This is a genomic window from Clostridium sp. C1, assembly GCF_018223625.1.
GTDB lineage: Bacteria > Bacillota_I > Bacilli_A > Erysipelotrichales > Coprobacillaceae > Allocoprobacillus.
Window position 1 is genome coordinate 785,049 of the sequence record NZ_CP073631.1, and the last position, 17,149, is coordinate 802,197.

Annotated in this window: 16 protein-coding genes and 1 pseudogene; 2 read left to right on the forward strand and 15 right to left on the reverse strand. The window is 31.6% G+C overall.

Annotated features, from left to right (window positions below; all coding sequences use genetic code 11):
* The 6 genes from murI to KEC48_RS04355 form a co-directional block, all read right to left on the reverse strand.
* Complete coding sequence (gene murI / locus KEC48_RS04330) at positions 1-786, reverse strand: glutamate racemase (RefSeq protein ID WP_087359461.1); 786 nt, start codon at positions 784-786, stop codon at positions 1-3.
* Between the two features lie 2 nt (positions 787-788).
* Positions 789-1,937: a M15 family metallopeptidase gene (locus KEC48_RS04335; RefSeq protein WP_211964639.1), complete on the reverse strand. Its 1,149-nt coding sequence runs from the start codon at positions 1,935-1,937 to the stop codon at positions 789-791.
* Positions 1,938-2,007: 70 nt separating this feature from the next.
* Positions 2,008-2,211, reverse strand: a complete 204-nt coding sequence (locus tag KEC48_RS04340; protein ID WP_211964640.1) for a LuxR C-terminal-related transcriptional regulator — start codon at positions 2,209-2,211, stop codon at positions 2,008-2,010.
* A gap of 33 nt (positions 2,212-2,244) precedes the next feature.
* Complete coding sequence (gene uvrC / locus KEC48_RS04345; protein ID WP_211964641.1) at positions 2,245-4,020, reverse strand: excinuclease ABC subunit UvrC; 1,776 nt, start codon at positions 4,018-4,020, stop codon at positions 2,245-2,247.
* A complete protein-coding gene (locus KEC48_RS04350) occupies positions 4,020-6,329 on the reverse strand; it encodes an endonuclease MutS2 (protein WP_211964642.1) in 2,310 nt (769 codons plus the stop codon). Before KEC48_RS04350 ends, uvrC begins: the two co-directional genes overlap by 1 nt.
* A 4-nt stretch (positions 6,330-6,333) precedes the next feature.
* A complete protein-coding gene (locus tag KEC48_RS04355) occupies positions 6,334-7,110 on the reverse strand; it encodes a CvpA family protein (RefSeq protein WP_211964644.1) in 777 nt (258 codons plus the stop codon).
* 96 nt (positions 7,111-7,206) lie between these two features.
* On the opposite strand from KEC48_RS04355, the gene rnhC reads away from it, so the two are divergent.
* Positions 7,207-8,115 (forward strand): ribonuclease HIII, encoded by a 909-nt coding sequence (rnhC, locus tag KEC48_RS04360; RefSeq protein ID WP_087359449.1) that lies wholly within the window; start codon positions 7,207-7,209, stop codon positions 8,113-8,115.
* Positions 8,116-8,209: 94 nt separating this feature from the next.
* Here the strand turns inward: rnhC and KEC48_RS04365 are convergent, their stop codons facing one another.
* The 4 genes from KEC48_RS04365 to KEC48_RS04380 all read right to left on the reverse strand — a co-directional run bounded on the left by KEC48_RS04365 (position 8,210) and on the right by KEC48_RS04380 (position 10,802).
* Complete coding sequence (locus KEC48_RS04365) at positions 8,210-8,674, reverse strand: dCMP deaminase family protein (RefSeq protein ID WP_087360120.1); 465 nt, start codon at positions 8,672-8,674, stop codon at positions 8,210-8,212.
* Between the two features lie 3 nt (positions 8,675-8,677).
* On the reverse strand, positions 8,678-9,598 hold the full coding sequence (locus tag KEC48_RS04370; protein WP_211964646.1) for an RluA family pseudouridine synthase: 921 nt from the start codon (positions 9,596-9,598) through the stop codon (positions 8,678-8,680).
* Positions 9,574-10,080, reverse strand: coding sequence for a signal peptidase II (gene lspA, locus KEC48_RS04375; RefSeq protein ID WP_087360126.1), 507 nt, complete (start codon positions 10,078-10,080; stop codon positions 9,574-9,576). The genes KEC48_RS04370 and lspA overlap by 25 nt, the downstream gene beginning before the upstream one ends.
* A 71-nt stretch (positions 10,081-10,151) precedes the next feature.
* On the reverse strand, positions 10,152-10,802 hold the full coding sequence (locus KEC48_RS04380; RefSeq protein WP_087360129.1) for a hemolysin III family protein: 651 nt from the start codon (positions 10,800-10,802) through the stop codon (positions 10,152-10,154).
* Positions 10,803-10,930: 128 nt separating this feature from the next.
* On the opposite strand from KEC48_RS04380, the gene KEC48_RS04385 reads away from it, so the two are divergent.
* Positions 10,931-11,485, forward strand: a complete 555-nt coding sequence (locus tag KEC48_RS04385; protein ID WP_087360131.1) for a DUF1836 domain-containing protein — start codon at positions 10,931-10,933, stop codon at positions 11,483-11,485.
* Positions 11,486-11,663: 178 nt separating this feature from the next.
* On the opposite strand, the pseudogene KEC48_RS04390 reads toward KEC48_RS04385, so the two are convergent.
* The 5 genes and pseudogenes from KEC48_RS04390 to KEC48_RS04410 all read right to left on the reverse strand — a co-directional run.
* Positions 11,664-13,028: pseudogene (locus KEC48_RS04390) on the reverse strand (IS1182 family transposase); the annotation flags it as partial.
* Positions 13,029-13,250: 222 nt separating this feature from the next.
* Positions 13,251-13,898 (reverse strand): hemolysin III family protein, encoded by a 648-nt coding sequence (locus KEC48_RS04395; RefSeq protein WP_087360134.1) that lies wholly within the window; start codon positions 13,896-13,898, stop codon positions 13,251-13,253.
* Positions 13,899-13,913: 15 nt separating this feature from the next.
* Positions 13,914-15,674: a hypothetical protein gene (locus KEC48_RS04400; RefSeq protein ID WP_211964647.1), complete on the reverse strand. Its 1,761-nt coding sequence runs from the start codon at positions 15,672-15,674 to the stop codon at positions 13,914-13,916.
* Positions 15,671-16,153: a GNAT family N-acetyltransferase gene (locus KEC48_RS04405; RefSeq protein WP_087360140.1), complete on the reverse strand. Its 483-nt coding sequence runs from the start codon at positions 16,151-16,153 to the stop codon at positions 15,671-15,673. Before KEC48_RS04405 ends, KEC48_RS04400 begins: the two co-directional genes overlap by 4 nt.
* Positions 16,154-16,197: 44 nt before the next feature.
* On the reverse strand, positions 16,198-17,049 hold the full coding sequence (locus KEC48_RS04410; protein ID WP_211964648.1) for an undecaprenyl-diphosphate phosphatase: 852 nt from the start codon (positions 17,047-17,049) through the stop codon (positions 16,198-16,200).
* Between the last annotated feature and the right edge of the window lie 100 nt (positions 17,050-17,149).

A 17,149-nucleotide genomic window follows, 5' to 3' on the forward strand; every position in this document is an offset into this window, starting at 1 on the left:
TTATAAATCAAGATGTTTGACTATAAAATTTTGAAAATCAAAAAAGCCATACGAAGATTGAAAAAACTTTTGAGGATCTCCTGTTGTATATATTTGAATATTTCCAGTACATGATGATTGATTTTCTAATTGATGATTTTTCAAATAAGATGCCACTTCTTGGCAAATAGAGGCACTACTGGAAATATAATCAACATTTGGAAACACTTCTTGAATCTGATTAAGTAAAACAGGATAATGAGTACATCCTAAAATAATCGCATCAACTTGTTTTTTATAAGCAGATAAGTACTGATTCAATAAATCATGGACACCTGCTTTATATTGTCCAGATTCAATGACTGGAACCAATTGAGGGGTTGCTAATTCATAAACAACAGTATCGGGATTGTATTGTAAAATCATCTGACGATATTTATGAGAGTGAATCGTTGCTTGAGTCGCAATTACCAAAACACGTTGATGATGACGAGCCAAAAATTCATGAACAGTTGAATGAATAACACCCACAATAGGAATACCTTTATATAAATTTTGTAATTCTTCTAAGACATTGGCACTTGTTGTATTACATGCCAGAATAATCATTTTGACATTTTGACTGACAAAATAATCACAAATACGCTTCGTATATTCTAAAAGCTGTGCCTTTGTTTTGTCACCATAAGGACAATGTGCATTATCACCAATATAAATCATATTTTCCTGTGGAAATTGGTGTAGCATATAGTCTAAAACTGTGAGTCCTCCAACTCCTGAATCAAAAACACCGATTGGATTATCCATATTTATTCTCCTTCATTTTGTAATTGATATTCTTCTAAAGTTAATTGGGAATCATGTAGTGATTTGGCTAACGATTTGCCAACATATCGATAAATATGGGCGTCATAGGCATGGTTAGTAATGGATGCTTTACGTTGAGGATATCTTAATATAAATCCATACTCATAAGCATGTTCTTCTAACCACTGTGCCATTTCTGTTTGAGCAAATTCCTGATAAGGCAATTGTGATTGAGTCACTTCAATTGTTAAACCAAGTTGCGCCTCACAATATCCCATTTCATCATCTTTCAATGTTTGTGGTGATTGATAGGCACCACGTAATAAGAAACCTTTGTATTCTTTACTTAAGTCATTATAAAGTTTTAAAAGTGCATTATAGGCATCTTTTTGTAGATACATTGTATAATTGATTCTTGGAATATCTTGTACCAGAATCAATTCTTTAGGTTCATATTGACCAATATAATTTTGTTTATTCACTAAAGTATCCAGTTCATAAGGATTAAAAACAATATGCACATCAGATGGCAAAGTTGTTGTCAATAAGTTCATTAATGTCTGTTGATTATAAGCTTGTGTCAACATCTTCATGATTTGACTGATCTGCTGTAAATCTTCATAACCTTTGCTTTGTAGATAGAGAATATATTCTTCACTATCTTGGACAAAAGAGTAATCATTTTGTTGATATAATGTTTTTACAGAAGTATAAATATCAATATAATCAAAATGAAAATTATCTGTATTTAAAAAAGCTTCTTCTAATGCATTATGTACAAGTATTTTAGCCTGATCATAGGCTTGTTGATGATAGAGATATTCTAAACGTGTTGCAAGAGAGTTTCCTGTTTCTAAAATATCTTCAGTATTATCATAACGATTTGCCCCTTTTAATAAATTATAATATTGATAATTGACAAGTTGAAAATCATCATACTCTATATATTGAATAAACAAATCAATAGATATTTGATTATCTATTAAATATTCCTGTTCATCTTCACTTAAATATTTTTCTATTAAAACACGATTGTCATTATTAACTCCATTGACACGATAAAATTTGTCAAAATGAAGATTGACTACATAAAAAGAACAGCTAAATAAAATAATAATTACAAGAAATAAGTGCCATGTTTTTAATTTCATGCCATCACCCTTTCTGGACTATTATAATACATATTGTTTTATTTTTAAAGGAAAGAAAAGAAATTGATTTCTAAAAATCAATTTCTTTCATTTTCATCAATTCTAAAACCGCTTGTATACGTGATTCTACTCCCAACTTTTGAATAACATTTGAAATATGATTACGAACTGTCTTTTCACTAATATATAGTTTTTCAGCAATATCCTTTGTCGTATAAGATTGTATCAAGAGTGTAAAAATTTCTTTTTCACGTTTTGTTAATAAGGAATGCATTATATCCCTCCCACAATAATATATGTCAAAGGGCTATGAGCTGTGCTCATCTGGGTGTAAAGATTGAAAAAGTTCTTGAGCCACCTTATCAGGTAAAACTTCTTTAAGCTGTTCTAAAGAAGCTTCTTTCATACGTTTTACACTTTTAAAATGATGCAATAATTGTTGTTTACGTTTAGGACCAATACCTTCTATTTGATCTAAAGTTGATGCAAACAATGATTTAGAACGTACATTTTTATGGAAGCTAATAGCATAACGATGCACCTCATCTTGCATACGTGTTAATAAAAAGAATAATTCACTTTTAGGATGAATAGAAATAGGATGTCCTTCTGTATCTAATAACATTGCTGTTGAATGCTTATCATCTTTAGCCAAACCATAAACAGGAATAGACATACCTAAAGCATCTATCACTTCTTTAGCTGCATGAATCTGTCCCAGTCCCCCATCAACAATAATCATGTCCGGTGGTGTCAGATTTTCCATAAGCACACGATAATAACGTCGATAGATTACCTCACGCATACTGCCATAATCATCTGGACCTTCTACTGTTTTAATTTTAAACTTACGATAATCTTTTTTAGAAGGTACACCATCTTTAAAACAAACCATTCCTGCCACAGCATAAGCTCCTTGAATATTTGAGTTATCAAAGAGTTCAATGATATGAGGAGGATGAGGCATTTGTAATAACTCTCCTAATTGTTGAATAGCTCCTAAAGTTGCGGCTTCATTTTTTTCCATAAGCTGAAATTTTTTTTCTAATGATTCTTTTGCATTTTCAATAGCCATCTGAACTAATGAAGCTTTATTTCCTTTTTGAGGTTTTAAAATTTTACATTCAATAATTTGTGACAATAAATCAATATCCATATCCAAAGGCACTAAAATTTCTTTTGGAAGTGTGTTATTTTGATAAAAAGATACTATAAACTGTTGTAAACTTTCTTGAACATGGTCTTCAATAGGAATCAGATTTAAATCTCGTGATAACAGTTTTCCATGACGCATGAAAAATAACTGTATACTCAAATAGCCATGATCTACATAATAACCAAGAATATCTCGATCAACCTGATCATTAAATTGAACATGCTGTTTGGCTGTTACATAACGAATATGAGAAATGAGGTCACGATACTCTTTAGCCTGTTCAAAATTCAATTGTTCACTGGCTTGATTCATTTTTTCTGTCAATTCATTGACTTTTTCTTTGATATCTCCATTTAACAATTTGGTAATTGATTTTTTGATATCATTATAAATTTCAACATCTACCTCCTGAATACAGGGAGCCAGACATTGTCCTAACGAATAATAAAGACAAGGCTTCTTAGGAATGTGATTACATTTACGTAATGGATAAAGACGATTGAGTAATTTATATGTTTCTCTGGCTGCTGTCGCATCTGGAAAAGGTCCAAAATGTTTGGCTTTTCTTTCTTTAGCATTACGTACAATTCTTAATCTTGGATGAGTTTCATTTGTCATTTGAATATATGGATAATAAGTATTATCCATGAACATAATATTGTATTGTGGTGAATAGTCTTTAATTAAATTAATTTCCAATAATAGAGCTTCTTTTTCACTATCCGTCACAATATAATCAAAATCTACAATTTCACTCACAAGTTTTGTTGTTTTATAATTATGTACACCTACAAAATAAGAATGGACACGATTTTTTAATTTTTTAGCTTTACCAACATAAATAACTGTCCCCTCTTTATTTTTCATAAGATAACATCCAGGCGAAGATGGTAATAAAGAGAGTTTATTTTTAATTAAATCATTCATTATTCAAAATACACCAACGTAGCTCCTAATCCGCCTTCATTAGGACCCCCATCACGATATGAAACGACATGCTTGTTTTTATCCAATAAGCGACGCACCCCTTTACGTAATGTTCCTGTTCCCATACCATGAATAATACGTACATGTGGATACCCTAAAACAAGAGCATCATCTAAAAACTTATCAACCAGACTCATCGCTTCCTCATATCTTTTTCCAATAATATTCAATTCATAAGCTCCTGTTTTCGATACTGTTGATTTTTTTACTTTAGCCTTTTCGACTTTTTTAACCTTTGTTTGAGGATGTAAATAAAGTACCTCATCTTCATGTAATTTCACATTCAACCCAGATAGAGAAACCATAATCATATGGTTCTTTAAGATTTCAACAATATCCCCTTCTCTATTCATTTTCAAAACACGTACATGATCACCAACATGTAAGGCATGTTGCTGCTTATAAACAACATCTTGTTGAACATATTTTAACTGATCTAAATCATGTTTTGTTTGAATGATTTCATGTTGTTTCATTGTCGATTGCTTCATTGTATCCAAAATATCTTGAACATCTGTTTTGGCTTTTTCAACAATATCATTGGCCTCATCTTTTGCCTTTTGCAACATCTGATCTTTTTGATGTTCCCATTGATGCAAAGCATGTTCATATTGTTTTTTTAGCTGCATTGCTTCTTGCATACTCTTTTGTAAATCTTGATCTTTTTGTTTTAAAAGAGCTTCTTTTGACTGCAATACTTCCATCAGTTTTTCATGTTCACTCATCGCCTCATTTTTAATTTCTCGAGCTTTTTGGATGATTTCATGATCTAACCCTAATAGTTCAGCAATCTCAATTGCATAAGATTGTCCAATACTCTCTAATTGAAGATGATATGTGGGTTTCATGGCCTGTAAATCAAAATCAACCGCTGCCATTAAAATTTCAGAATGTTCACTGGCAAAAGTCTTTAAACGTCCATAATGGGTTGACGTCAAAACAAAAGAATGTATATCTATAAAACGTGATAAAATAGCTTGAGCTAAACTCTCCCCTTCCTGTGGATCTGTTCCTGAACCAATTTCATCTAAAATGACTAAACTTGAAGATGTCGCCTTATGAAGAATATCAATCATCTTCATCATATGACTAGAAAAAGTGGAAAGCGACTGTTCAATAGATTGTTCATCACCCAAGTCGACATAAATTTGATCAAACAATGGAATTGTTGCTTCACGAGCCGGAACAGGTAAACCACAAATAGCCATAAAAGAGAGTAACCCCGCTGTTTTTAAGGTCACCGTCTTCCCACCTGTGTTACTTCCGGTAATTAATAAGACACGATGATTTTTTAAAATAATATCATTGGCTACAACTTTATCCTGATCAATACAAGGATGTCGGGCTTCTAAAAGAGAAAGTTCGTTTCCATCTTTTTGAATAACAGGACGAACACAATGATAGAGCACGCCAAATTGAGCTTTCGCAAAAATAAAATCAAGTTCACTCAATAATTCTAAATTAAAATGAAAATGATAATAATGATTTTTAACAAGCTGTGAAAGCTGATAAAGAATACGTCTGATTTCTTCTTTTTCCTGAGCTTCATATAAACTGATTTGATTATTCATTCCAACGACTTCAGCCGGTTCAATATAAACCGTCTGACCAGTAGCACTTTGAGCATGAATAAGACCCTGTATCTGATTTTTATGGTTTGACTGCACCGGCAAGACCAGACGATTATTACGTGTTGTCATCTGATCAATGGATAAATAATCACGACTTTCTTTTACGAGATGTTCCATGCGTGAACGCATTTGACTTTGTAAATTTTTAATCTGACGTCGAATATGTAAAAGTTGCACACTGGCATGATCATTGATTGTTCCATCTAAAGCGATGCATCTTGTGATTTCATCACGAAGATGCGGTTGATCAACCAAACCTTCATAAAGATCTTTTAAAAATCGCACGGTTATTTCACTATTTTGAAAATAATTCTGGACATGCATGACGCATTCAAGATGAGCTTGAACCAATAAAAGTTCTTCACCTGTCAATGTTCCATCACGATTGGCTTTTTTTAAACTTGAAGTCATATCAGTAAGACCACCTAATGGCAATCGACCAAGTCGTTCAACAAACTGCATTGCTTCTTCAACTTTATCCAATGCTTCTTGAAGTTCTTCTTCATCATCAAACATTTGTAAAGATTGTATTTTATCTTTTCCAAGTGTTGAAGCACAGTAATGAAGCAATTGTTCTTGAATTTTGTTCATTTCTAATGTTTCATAGATTGTTTTCATATTGTCACATCCTTATCTGAGATAAAAAATCTTGAATTTGCTGAGGTGAATAATGGGCATTTTCTAATAAATTTTTGAGTTGTTCAAACTGCGATGCATTAAGCTCAATAGATTGTCCATTGGATTGAAAAATATGTTTTTCAAAAATCTTTAAAGCCTCCTGTTCATCAATTATATCAAAAGTTAAAGCCTGTAATGTAAGCCTTGCTAGAATATCTTGTGAGTAGGTTTCCATATTTTGATTTTCTTGTAATAGATCAGTCATATCTAAAACAGTCTGACTGACACTTGGAACCATGTCTACAATCTTTTGAGCCAAAAAAGATTGTTCGATCATTGTTCGTCCCTGTGGATAAAAAGGAACAACAAGAAAAATAAGAACCAGATAAAGTGTGATAATCCCTTCTAAAACATGGCTGATAAGGCCAAGCAAACGATCAAGTAAAGATGTCAAGGCTAAAGAATGCATGATTCCTTTGAGTGCTGGTTTAACAAAGACACCAATCACTTTTTTGATGATCATCAATGCAATAAAAAGAATAAATCCAACAATCAGACGATTAATCATATTACCTATCATGGACGCAATAAAATCACTTTGATCACAAGAATAGATGGTCCATATGGAAGCCAATGGTTCACTTAATAAATAAACCAGAAACAAAACTAATAAAAAACTGATAATATCATAGAGCTGTACAATAAAACCTTTTCTATAGCCAAAAATCGCACATATCAGTAAAAAGGCGACACAAAGTATATCAATAAAAGAAAAATCCAAGAAAAACCCTCCTTATAAACGCCGATATTATAACATTTGAAAAATGTTCTGTCAAAATTAACAAAATTATGTTAAAATAATAATGAGGTGATTAACGTGGAGCCAATTATACTAAAAGTTGAACAAAGTACATTGGAAAAAATGAAAAAATATTATGATAGTCAAATGGTTCCAGTTGATGACACAGACCTTGTATTTAAAGCCCACGCTATTGGTTGTGATATTATTGCCAAAAATAATCAGACGGTTGAGTTTTTAGGTTCTAATGCTATTCAGGAGGCCAAACACTGGTCTAAGAAGATTGCAAAAAAATTAGCCACTATAACCACAGATACTGATGATGTCTTTCCATACCATCATATTGGATGTGCAGAAACCGGCTCAACAGATTATTTAGGTCCTATATGTGTTGTATCATGTTATGTTCAAGAAAAAGATATTGCCCTATTAAAAGAATTAAAAATAGATGATATAACAACTTTAAGTAATCGAGAAATCATTCAATGTGCAAAACTTATTAAAGACCAGCTCATCTATAGTTTATTGATTTTAGATAATTCTCATTATAATAAAATGATTAATGATGGTTTTAATCAGGCTAATATTAAATCTAAACTCTACAATCAGGCAACTGTCAATGTCATGCAAAAAGTGAAACAGAATGTAAAAGTAAAAGTCATCAATCAGTTTGTTTCCCCAAAAACATATTTTAATTATTTAAAAAATGAAGTGATTGTTGTTAAAGACTTAATGTTTGTGACTGAGGCTGAAAAGAAATACATGGCAGTGTTGGCAGCTGAAATTTTATCACGATATGCTTATTTACAATATTTTGCCAATATGTCAAAAAGTTTAAAGATGAACTTAGTTCGTGGTACGAGTTCTCAAGTCGATCTAGTGGCTGCAAAAATTGCAGCAAAATATGGTCAAAATATTTTAACAAAAGTCGTCAAGCTTAATTTTACAAATACAAAACGTGTCAAAGCGTTGTTGAAAGAACAGTAAGAATGGGTGACCATTCTTTTTTATTATAGTCAAAAACTAAAAAGATATAAGAAAAAGCTATTTGTTGATATAAACACACAAATAGCTTTTTTACTTATTTGATTTCAATATCAAATGGAGTCATCTTTTGATAAACAACTCCTGCTGCATCCAACATACGTTTAGCTGCACGGTCACTTGGCGTATCATTATATTTATCATCTTCATAGATGATTTTTTGAATACCACTTTGAATAATAGCTTTGACACATTCATGGCATGGAAATAAGGATACATAAATACGACAACCTTTTAAATTCTGAATACTATTTAAAATAGCATTTAATTCAGCATGAACAACGTATGGATATTTGGTATCATACATATCCCCTTCTCTGTTGCCCCAGGGAAACTGCGTATCTTCACATCCCCAAGGCAATCCATTATAACCGACACCGACAATTTTATTTTCAGCATTCACAATACATGCACCGACTTGCGTATTAGGATCTTTAGAACGATAAGCAGATAGTTTTGCAATTCCCATAAAATACTGATCCCAGCTGATGACTGTTGACATTCATTATCCCTCCATTTCTTGACGTAACTGTTCTAATTTTTCTACAAAATAATCTGGAAGATCACTTTCAAAATACATTTCTTTTTGTGTTCTCGGATGAATAAAACCTAAAATTTTAGCGTGAAGATATTGCCCATGTGATGTATCATCACGTTTTAAACCATATTGAGGATCACCATAAACAGGATGTCCAATGTATTGCATATGAACACGAATCTGATGTGTACGTCCTGTTTCCAGACGACATTCAACTAAACACATATCACGAAAACGCTCAATAACCTGAAAATTCGTAATGGCTTCCTTCGCATTTTTATCAGTACATGTCATTTTTTGACGATCATGAGGATCACGTCCAATAGGGGCTTCAATACGTCCAAATTCATGTGGAATGAAACCATGTACCAATGCCTGATAACGTCTGATAACCGTATGTTCCTGTAATTGTTCACTTAAACTCTGATGAGCCATGTCATTTTTAGCAACCATCAATAAGCCACTTGTTTCCTTATCAATGCGATGAACAATACCGGGACGCATAACACCATTAATACCAGATAAATCTTGACAATGGTACAACAAAGCATTGACCAGTGTTCCTGAATAAATGCCTGGTGAAGGATGAACAATCATACCACTTGGTTTATTCACAACGATAACGTCCTGATCTTCATAAACAATATCTAATGGAATATTTTCTGGTAAAACATCCATATTCTCTGGTTCAGGAATTTCAATGAGGCATTGATCACCTGTTTCAACTTTATAACTTGCTTTGATAACACAATCATTGACACGAACATGGTTTTGACGAATAAGCTGTTGAATTTGAGTTCTTGACATATCTTTTAAATACAACATCAATAATTTATCAATTCTTTGTCCCTGATTGGTTTCATCTACTGTGATTTTGATAATTTCCATGCTTTATACTCCTCTATACCTATTTCTAAAATAACCAGTGCCATTCCTATTGTAATTGCCATATCTGCAACATTAAAAATAGGAAAGTTATATCCAAAAATAATAAAATCAATAAAATCTCTGACATAGCCAAAAGCCAGACGATCAATCAAATTACCAATCAATCCGCCAAATACCAGAACCAATCCAAAACGTGTTAATTTTTGATAAGATTCAGATTTCATAAAATAATAAATAATACCTATGGCAGCAACCACTGACACAATTAAAAATAAACTGATTTTTCCTGCTAACATTCCCCATGCTGCTCCTGTATTATGAGCATATGTAAAATAGAAGAAATTATCAATAATCGCATAACTACCACCTAAAGATAATGTATGATCGACAATAATCTTTGTCACCTGATCACCTATGACAATCACTAAAAATGCAACAAGATACAATATGAGAGTCTGATATGTTAATTTCATTTTTTTCATTCTTTATCACCAACAACTATTATAAGCAAAATTCATTCATAAAGCAAAGAAAAAAAGCATAGATATGCTTTTTAAAGAATAAAAATAACAATTGCCAGATAATGGAATAAAGACCCCATAATCACAAAGATATGAAAAAGTTCATGAAAACCAAAATGAATCGTTAAATTAGGCTTTTTAAAAATATAAATAAATGCTCCTATAGAATAAGCAATACCACCACAAGCAATCAAAATCAGACAAGGCAAAGAAATACCTTGAAATGACTGAAAATCAAAAAGAATAGACCATCCAAGTATTAAATAAATAGCTGTTGCGATAGCTCTTGGAGCATTCAACCAGCAGATTTTTAAAATAATTCCAATAATCGCAACACTCCACAAAACAGCTAAAAAATAATAAGCATGGGGTTGTGGCATACAAGCCATGACAACAGGTGTATATGTGCCAACAATTAAAACATAAATCATAGAATGATCTAATTTTCTTAAAATCGTCTTGATTTTTTGATGACCACTAAAAAAATGATAAATGGAACTTGCGCTATATAACGCTATTAAAGATAATCCAAAAATAATTGCTGCCCATAATATAGCTGGTGACGTTTCTTTTTGAATACCAATCACAATCATGACTAATAATCCAACCAAAGAAAGACATGCACCAATAAAATGTGTTTCACTACTAATGGGATCCATAGCTTTTTGAAACAACTTATTCATAATATCAACTCCTTTTAATATAGTATTTAATACTACTTTATATATTTATTATATTTTATTTTGTTCATTTGTCAACGAGATATTGTTATTTTCTATAAATTCATGTATAGTATTTATGAGGTGATTTGATGAATAACGAAAAACTTAATGAAATTTTAAATCAAATTGAACATATGAGTCATTTAAAATCAGAGGACATTCCTTCTTTAGATCTATATATGGATCAGATTATGACTTTATTTGATGTCAATCTCGCTGATAACAAACGACATGAAGATGATAAACTTCTAACCAAGACAATGATTAATAACTATTCTAAAGAAGGATTATTAAAACCAATCAAAGGAAAGAAATATTCAAAGAATCATATTTTACAGATGTTATTGATTTATTCTTTAAAAAATACTATTTCTATTCAAGAAATAAAAAAAGTATTACAGCCATTTCATGATCATATGGAAGAAATTGAACCTATATATAATGATTATCTTAACATCACTAAAGAACTCTTTCATGATGTCACAACATCCACAGAAAAACTTATTGAACAGCATCAGATGAATTTAGATGATTCCCATCATATGGTTGTCTTATTATTATTGATTTGTTCTTTAAGCAATCAATATAAAATGATTGCTGAAAAAATGTTAGATACATTTTATAATGATGATGAAGAAAAATAAAACCAAAGGTGAACTTACCTTTGGTTCAGACTGTTGACAAAGTGGTAGAATTTTTTATTAAATCTACCACTTCTTTTATTTTTTATGAAAATTGATAAATTTGTATTGTTTTCCTTATATTTCCTTCTTTTTTATTGGGTGAGGGAATATTTATGAGTCCTTTCCTTTTCTTCATTCTCGCTAATTTGCCTAAATTATGGCAGCCAAAAATAATCAACGATTCCTGTTGATTTTTCTTCAGTCCTTTTAATCTTGTGAATCTTAGTCCATGCTTTTCTTTGCAATCTGCATAGACTCTTTCTATCGTCTCTTTTCTTAGTGGATAGATATCTTTCCATTCTGGTGTATATCTATTCTCATCTGCTATTTCTCTATATTCCTCCCATACATGTCTTGTGATGACCTTCTGATGATTTTTGCTCTGTGTACATTTCTCTAAAAATGGACATCCTTCACAGTCCTTTGGATTTGATTTGTATTCCCTGTATCCTGATCTGTTTGTTGTAGTATATTTCAAATCCTTGTTATTGGGGCATATATAAATATCCAACTTTTCATCATAGACATATTCATATTTCTTGAAGTATCCTTTTTTTGTCATGGGTCTTTTATATGGCATATATGCTCTGATTCCATCTTCTATGATTTCTCGACATATTGCTGGTGTCATGAATCCTGTATCCAGACTGATGTTATGTATTAAATCTCCATAGGTATTCAACAGCTTTCTATACGCATCATGAAAAACAACACTATCGTGCTGATTGCCTGGTGCCACTGTATTATGCAGTACAAATCCGTGTCTATCACAGAATGTTAGATTTGTATATGCAAAGCATTTCTGTTTTTCTCCCTTATGAAAGCATCCGCTTTCCGGATCTGTCTTGCTTACCTTTATTGATTTTGTTCCTTTTCCTTCAATGAGTTCACCTGTTTCTTCGTCATATGCAAGTTCTATATCCTTTGTTTCCTTTATTGGCTTTTTCTCATGGGCTTTTCTATCCTTGTTGATTTCCTCCAGAAGTTCATCATCATAGTATTTCTTTACTATTTCTACAACCTTATTTTCATGTTTTCTATTATTGGCATTGGCCTTTCGATGTGTTCCATCTCCAAATACCGTATCAAGATCCACAAAATCATATGCGATGGCTTCTTCAATAATTTTTTTGAAAATCTCATCGAAAACTTCTGAATCTCCATATCTTCTGATATAGTTCTGTGACCATGTTGAGTAGTTTGGAACCTCATCATCAATGGACAACCCTAAAAACCATCTGTAGGCAAGGTTCACCTTTGTTTCTTCACATGTTCTTCTCATGGAATGAATACCAAATGCAAAGTTGATAAAAAGCATTTTAAAAAGTACCACCGGGTCAATACTTGGTCTGCCAAAAGAACTATATAAAGGTCTAACGAGAGGATATATGAAATTCCAGTCAATAGCTTCTTCAAGCTCTCTTACCTTGTGATCCAATGGTACTAATTCATCTATAGTACTCAAAATCAAGCTGTCATTTTTTCGATTGTTTAAACATGTCATTGCCATAATATTTTACCTCCAAATATGCATTTACATTATACCATATTTTCATGATATAGTGGTAAAATAAAAAGTCGTGGAGCCTCAAAATTTGCATATTTGGAACGAAGTCATCCACGACAATAGATATAATACCATATATTTTTTTATTTGAAAACTAAAAGCTGTTGACTTTTTACTTTGTCAACAGCCTGAACCAAAGGTGAACTTACCTTTGGTTTTTTACATCAAAAAGACAATTGCGATAAAATGTAAAATACTGGCACAGTTAATAAAGAGATGCCATACAAAATGGAAAAACTTTTTATGTTTTGCATAAAAGAAGACACCAATTGAATACATAACGCCTCCCAGTACAATGAAAAAGAGAAACCAGAATGAGGAATGAATTAAAAAAGGAATAAAAATAACTGCAATCCATCCCATCACAAGATAAATAGCTGTTGATAGAATAGGAAAAGCCCTTTTGGAAATAGCCTTCAACAAAATACCTGCTAGAACAGCTGACCATTGAATGACAAGAATCAAGATACCAACCCATCCTTTCACGACACATAAAGCAACAGGTGTATAGCTACCAGCAATGGCAAGATAGATACATATGTGATCAAGCTTTCTAAAAATATATTTTTGCTGAGAATCATATGCCATACTATGATAAATGGTTGAAATTAAAAACATTAAAAATAAACAAATGATAAAAATAGAAACACCAACACTACGAACGACACCACCTCTTAAATAGGAATAAACTGATACAAATGGTAAAACAAATAGACATAACAAAGCCATAACCCCATGACTGACAGCATTTCCTACTTCTTCTCCAAAAGTCAGTTTAAACATATCTTTCATCGTTTTTTCTTTCATTGCAATCACACTCCCCTATTTATCAAGAATACCTACCTGTTTTAATAAAAATTGTCCATTACTAGACTGAGATACCCCTTTTTTGATTTTATAGTCAAAACATATGTGTTCATCTTGATAATATTCATCAAAATGATAGTTTTGTTTTTTCAGTTGTCCCAGTTCTAAATCATGCGTTGTTAAAAAGGTATAGGCATAAGGTAAGGACAATTTTTCAATTGTTGCTTTTGCTCCGGCTATACGATCCAAAGAATTCGTTCCTTTGAAAATCTCATCAATAAAACAAATCATAGGCTGTTGTTTTTTAGCATATTCAATCATTTCCTTAATACGCAAAAGTTCTCCATAAAATGTGGAAATTCCTTCTTCTACATTATCTTTCACACGCATAGATGTCATCATATGCATAGGTGAACAGCTTAACGACTTTCCAAAAACAAAGCCACCTGCATAAGCCAATACAAGATTTAAGCCGATGCTACGCATAAATGTTGTTTTACCAGACATATTAGAACCAGTAATGACACATAAGGAATCACTCATTTCAAAATCATTGCCAACAACTTGTTGAGGATCAATCAAAGGATGACATAAATGGGTAAAAACGAGTGTTTTTTCTTTTTGTATTTCTGGCAAGACAACATCAAATTGATCTATTTTTAAAACTGATAAACTCATTAAAGATTCAAATTTTGCTAGTACCTCAAACCATACCGGAATAGCGTGTTGATATTGTTTAAGCCATTGTGCATATTGATAATGAATGTAGAAATCAAATAAACCTAATCCATTCAAGATGATAAAAGCAAAAATATTATGACGATATATGACTTTTTGACTAATACTTGAAAGCTGGTGAATTGCAAAAACAACATCTTCCTGTTCAGTTAACTGTTTTTGTAGTTTTTGTAAATAACCTGATGTGAATAAGTTATTCACAATTTGTGCATAACATTGTGCATAACTTTCTAAACCTGTGGATAAGTATGCAATGGGTTCAAATAATGCCTGATGCCTAAAGTAAAAGAAAAAAGCAATACATAATTGTAAAACAACACCTGCTTCTAAAATAATCTGACTATAAGGCATGAACCAGTGAAAACAGACACAAAGCAAACTTAGACAGACAATCAATGGAAAAAGGAATAAAAAAGGTGATATAGAACGAACCGACTGATTTTGAATACTGTACAACCAATTTTCGATACTATCCTTTTTTTGACGTGGAATCAATGATCCCAGTGTTTCTAGCTGAATCACAAATTCTGGATGATTAGCTAATTCCTTTACTGCCTCTTGACGTTCTTTCATATCTTCATAACAATGATCATTTATCAGGTCACTAGCAAGTTGTTTTTTCCCTTGCGATGTAAAAGCAAGACATATCATCTGATATAAAGAATTTTTTCCTAATATATCTAAATCAAAACTCTTGTAATCATGTTCATCTAGAAATGTATTACCACATTCTTCAAAATCTTTCCATTTTCCTTTTTGACGCTGAAGATGTTTTAAATAAACCTGTTGGAGAGCATCGATATAAACATCCTGCTTTTTATAATGATGATGCACCTTGACAACAATCAAAAAAGCGATCAAAGCAACTCCTGCTAATCCATAACATACATTTTGCCAAAAATATCCTAGTAATAAAAAAACAATAACCAAAATAAACAATAAAAACCGAATCAATGATAAAATATTACAACAGTGATGTATATGCATACTTTTTTTATGTGTTATATCATATTTTGTTTGAAAATCTATAAAACTCATAATTCCTCCTTTGCTTGTTTTTCCAATATTACAACTTCTTCATGACCCCAATATGAACATGCTATTTCTTGAAATCCCATCGCTTTCCAAAAAGATAACCCATTTTTATTTTGTACTAAACAAGCCAATTGCAATGTATGCGTTGGATATTGCTTACAAAGATGTGTAATGATTTGTTTTCCATAATGACGATGCCATAAACTTTCTTCAACCATAAAAAGACCAATCCATAAATAATGAGAATCATGTTTCATAGAAAAACGATAGCCAATCATATAATCAAGATATGCAATCATTTGATGATTTTCATATATTTTACAATGATAGTGATCATCTTCACAAAATCCTTCTGGTCCTTGCATATCTTCTTGAATAAATTGATAAGTAATGTCTTGATGAAAAAGTGAGAAATAAGATTTTTGACGTTGATAAAAATGATAAAGTTCTTCATCACATTGATTGATAAACTGATAATGCATAAAATGAATCCCCCCTAAAAAGAAAAAACACGATTTATATCGTGTTATCCTAAAAATATGAAATATAATAAAACAACAATACCTAAAACAATACGATACCATCCAAAAACTTTAAAATCATGTTTTTTAATATAATCCATTAAAAACTTAATCACAAAAACAGAAACAACAAAAGCAACAATCATGCCAACAACCAAAATAATAGCTTCATACATTGTAAAGGCAAAACCAAATTTCACAATTTTTAATAAAGATGCTCCAAACATAACAGGAATAGCTAAAAAGAATGTAAATTCAGCTGCCACTGTTCTTGACACCCCTAATAACAAGGCACCAACAATTGTTGCTCCAGAACGAGATGTTCCTGGGAAAATAGCTGCAATCAACTGAAACACTCCAATTAATAAAGCAGTCTGTATTGTAATATTACGTAAAGAATGTATACGACTACGTTGATGGGCATTACGATTTTCAATGAGAATAAAAGCAATCCCAAAAACAATCAAGGCAATGGATACAGTCTGATAATTATAGAATATAGCTTCCAACTGTTCATCAAAAAGGACACCTACCACAGCTGCCGGAATACAAGCAACAAGTATCTTAATCCATAATACAACTTTATCTACTTTTACATAAGATAAAATTCCTTCTTTGGCTAAAGGATATGGGTTATCCTTTTTCCCAAATGGAAAGAAATCATTCCAAAACAAAATAACAACAGCCATAATTGCCCCTAATTGAATAACGACCTGAAACATGCTATAAAATTCGGGACTGACATCTAATTGAATAAATTCATCTAATAAAATCATATGTCCAGTACTACTGATTGGTAACCATTCTGTGATTCCTTCAACAATACCAAACAATATCGCTTTTAAAATTTCAATCATTACTCACCCTCCTGATTGATTCACTATACCTGTATTACTATATATGAATTCTTCACATTTGTATATGCTTTTTGTTAAAATTTATGAAATTTTGTATAGA